A 3,212-nucleotide genomic window follows, 5' to 3' on the forward strand; every position below is an offset into this window, starting at 1 on the left:
TTTGGGGTGCAAACGGAAGGTATGACTGAAAGAACCAAGAATCAAGGAGTTATGCCCTTTCGCCCCAACCGGGGGTTGTGCACCGCCGAATGCCCGCAGAGACCTACCTGCACAAAGACCAGGATCCCGCTACTCATCCCGGCGATTGTCATCCACTACCGGACCGGCCGAATCTATCCTGACGAGTATATCAACGAGCTCGCCCAGGTCAAGCAGGAAAAGGTAGATCTCGCGTGCCACCACGGTGTCACGGATTTCCAGCGCGTTTGTCGGTCGAATGTCAAAATAAGCGCCATATAGGAGTGCCACCATGGGGGCACCGCAGGAACGGGCTTATTTCCGCTATAACCGCGTCGGCAAACTATACCTCGTCCGTCGAATATCCGTTGGGGGTAAGCGAAAGGAACAATGGATCCCGCTCGATCCGCTTGATTGCGATCAGTTCGCGAAGGCCATGCAGATCAAGAAAGAGGTCCACGACCAGATCGTCCAGGTCCCCTGTACCAACCCGCGCTGCAGCAATACGATCCCGATGACGAAGAAGCAGCTTGAGGAGTTCTTTATCTCATCAAAGAAACGGTATGACCTGGTGATTTTCCCTTACTGTAGCATAGCCTGCCGGGACGAGATGCTTGCCCAGCACGGGGGTCCGATCAATGGCAGCCACGAGTCCTAGACGATCTGGATCTCCTGTTGCGGCCCGGGACATCAACAATATCCCCAAGTTCATGGCGGACCTGCCGGGGATCCTGGACCGCGTTGCACAAAAGGTCGGGGATTACATTGCAGGGCGAATCGCCGATAAAATTACGATGCAGGACCCAAGCTGGGAACCGCTCGCAGAGTCAACAATCCGGCAAAAGAAATCTTCCAAGGCGTGGGTCGATACCGGTGAGATCTTCGCCCTGATATCGAACACGCTGCAGAGCGTCCAAGTCGATGGCATTAATCCGAAGATGATCCAGGTTGGGATCTTTGACCACGAGAAAGCCCTGATCGCGCAGTTCCTGGAATATGGGACCAATGGCGGGAGCATCGTTGCCGGGGGAAGGATGCATTCCTGGAACCACATCCCGGAGCGGCCGCTGTTCCGCTTGGTCTTCGATGAAGAACGGGAGAATATCGCGAACATGATCCATACAGAACTTGGAAAAGAGATCGACGCGTACCTTGTGAAATACTTCGGGTAAGGACTTCGTTTTTTAATACGCCCGTGCGTGGTTACTGACATGGTGCGAACTCGGACTGCCCGCCGTAGAGCCGCAACAGAAGATCCGTTGGTGCTTTGCGAAGGACACCAAGAACTCCGCGATATCGTGATCGAAACCCGAAACGACGTGAAACATATTCGGAGTGCGCTCGACAAAGGGGATGAAACGATGAAGGATCACGGGAAGAGGATCGACTCCCTCGAATCCGAAAGAGACCAGCGGAAGGGGTTCGAGCGGAGCATCAAAGCAATCGCAACCACACGGGCGACGGTAGTTTCTACCGGAATCTCGCTCGCAGGAATAATCATCGCAGCTGTCGCATATTTCTGGCCCCAGAAGGGATCTCCATGACCTCCCCGCAGCCGTTCGACCCCCCCGGGATCTTCGCGAGCATCCCGAAATCGGTCACTATTGGCACAACGGCATACGCAGCGCATATCGAGTACGCGGACCGCGGTAAGACCGTGGACCAGGTCCTCAAAGAGGCCCCGATCGCCATCAAGCTCCGATATTATGGAGACCGCAAAGACCGGGATGCCACACCCGGGAACAAGCAGTATAAGAGGGAGATCTCCGGGCAGGATCTAAAATACACGTACGGAGAAAAACGGCGCGTAACCCTGTCAATCAATATACACGTGAAGGATACGGAAGCGGTCCCCGCGGGTATTGTTATCGATGCGTACTGCGAGCTCCTGAAGACCTGGGTCCTGCGGGATCTGCCTGCCATCATCGAAGTCGTGGACGATACCTGGATCTCGGACCTGACATACCTGGAGAACAAGACCGAGCGCCGGCAGATGGACATTATCCTCCGGTACGACAATACGTACCAGAAAACGGTTGGCTCGATCGAAACGGTTGACGATCCGGAAATTACGATTTCTTGATATCTTTTTTTAATCGATTTCGAATTATCCTTGCTAATTTTGCCGGATCGGATCCCGGTTTTCCCTGGATTGAGAAATCGCAGCAATCATAATCAGTATCGTCGCAGAGATTTGAGACGAGAAGAAGGCACGGCGAATCGAACATGGTATCAAATTTCAGGGAGTCCTCCATTGATAACACTCGTGCGGCATGCTGTGTGACGGCTTTATCAATTATTCCGAGGGAGTGCCATCCATCTCTCGTGATAAACGACTCATCTGTTTTATCGAGAATGGTTAATTCCACGGAAAAATATCCTTGAGGCATCTGCCCGGCAGATGGATTTTCATGTCCCCCGCAACAGCCGCACGTATGCACCCCGGGCAACTCATTCAGAACTTTTACGAGACTCCTGACATTTTTATCGATATCGTAGCCAGCCATTCATTATAGTTTACGACTTTTCTTAATATTCTCTTATCCCTGACCCGCTGACCATGGGAAACATACCAGATGCAATTAAAATCAATGCGTCGGTCGTCCCCGCAACCCGGTTCGTGACTCAGTGGGGGACTCCTGCGATTGTTGGCGAGAGTACCTATGCTACAAAGGATACCCCGAAACTGTACACGAGCATCGATGCTGTGAAGACCGATCATGGAACCAGCTCGAAAATCACCGTTGCTGCAACCGCGATCTTCGCCCAGGGGGTTCGCAGACTGTATGCTGTTGCGATCAATGCGGCGACACCCGGCACTCCTACAGCAACCGAGGTCGAGACGGCCTTGGCAACGCTCGACACCTATGCAACCAGTCGGCTCATTAACGGGGTCTGCCTTGCAGGTATCGAAAGCGACGAGAGCGCCCTGACCGCGAAACTCAAGACCTTCGCGGACACCAACAACGTGATCTTCACGGTAACCAACCCGAATGGTGCCACGGTTGCAAACATCACGTCCGCGACCCCGGCCCTGAGCTCAGCAAATGGGTTCTTCCTGGCACATGCTGATTCCGACCAGGCGGGAGATGTGGCTGCCGTTGCACTCGGCCTGCTGATGGCTCTCAAGCCCTGGGTCAGTCCGTTTTGGAAGGAGGTCGTGACAGATGTTGATGCGTTCTTCCTGCCAAGCG

Annotated in this window: 7 protein-coding genes; 5 read left to right on the top strand and 2 right to left on the bottom strand. The window is 53.8% G+C overall.

Features of this window, described 5'->3' with window-relative positions:
• Window positions 1-129 precede the first annotated feature (129 nt).
• Window positions 130-312, bottom strand: coding sequence for a hypothetical protein (locus CW742_RS09420; RefSeq protein WP_292419591.1), 183 nt, complete (start codon window positions 310-312; stop codon window positions 130-132).
• Here CW742_RS09420 and CW742_RS09425 point away from each other — a divergent pair.
• From CW742_RS09425 to CW742_RS09440, 4 genes are all read left to right on the top strand, one after another.
• Window positions 311-676, top strand: coding sequence for a hypothetical protein (locus CW742_RS09425; RefSeq protein WP_292419594.1), 366 nt, complete (start codon window positions 311-313; stop codon window positions 674-676). The two genes, CW742_RS09420 and CW742_RS09425, sit on opposite strands and share 2 nt — an antisense overlap.
• Window positions 657-1,190 (top strand): hypothetical protein, encoded by a 534-nt coding sequence (locus CW742_RS09430; protein WP_292419597.1) that lies wholly within the window; start codon window positions 657-659, stop codon window positions 1,188-1,190. Before CW742_RS09425 ends, CW742_RS09430 begins: the two co-directional genes overlap by 20 nt.
• 147 nt (window positions 1,191-1,337) lie before the next feature.
• A complete protein-coding gene (locus CW742_RS09435; protein WP_292419599.1) occupies window positions 1,338-1,562 on the top strand; it encodes a hypothetical protein in 225 nt (74 codons plus the stop codon).
• On the top strand, window positions 1,559-2,101 hold the full coding sequence (locus tag CW742_RS09440; protein ID WP_292419602.1) for a hypothetical protein: 543 nt from the start codon (window positions 1,559-1,561) through the stop codon (window positions 2,099-2,101). Before CW742_RS09435 ends, CW742_RS09440 begins: the two co-directional genes overlap by 4 nt.
• Here CW742_RS09440 and CW742_RS09445 read toward each other — a convergent pair.
• Window positions 2,088-2,525: a hypothetical protein gene (locus CW742_RS09445; RefSeq protein ID WP_292419604.1), complete on the bottom strand. Its 438-nt coding sequence runs from the start codon at window positions 2,523-2,525 to the stop codon at window positions 2,088-2,090. The two genes, CW742_RS09440 and CW742_RS09445, sit on opposite strands and share 14 nt — an antisense overlap.
• 53 nt (window positions 2,526-2,578) lie before the next feature.
• Here CW742_RS09445 and CW742_RS09450 point away from each other — a divergent pair.
• Window positions 2,579-3,212 (top strand): hypothetical protein (locus CW742_RS09450; RefSeq protein ID WP_292419607.1); only part of this gene is annotated, 634 nt, incomplete at its 3' end.

The organism is Methanoregula sp., assembly GCF_002835825.1.
GTDB lineage: Archaea > Halobacteriota > Methanomicrobia > Methanomicrobiales > Methanospirillaceae > Methanoregula.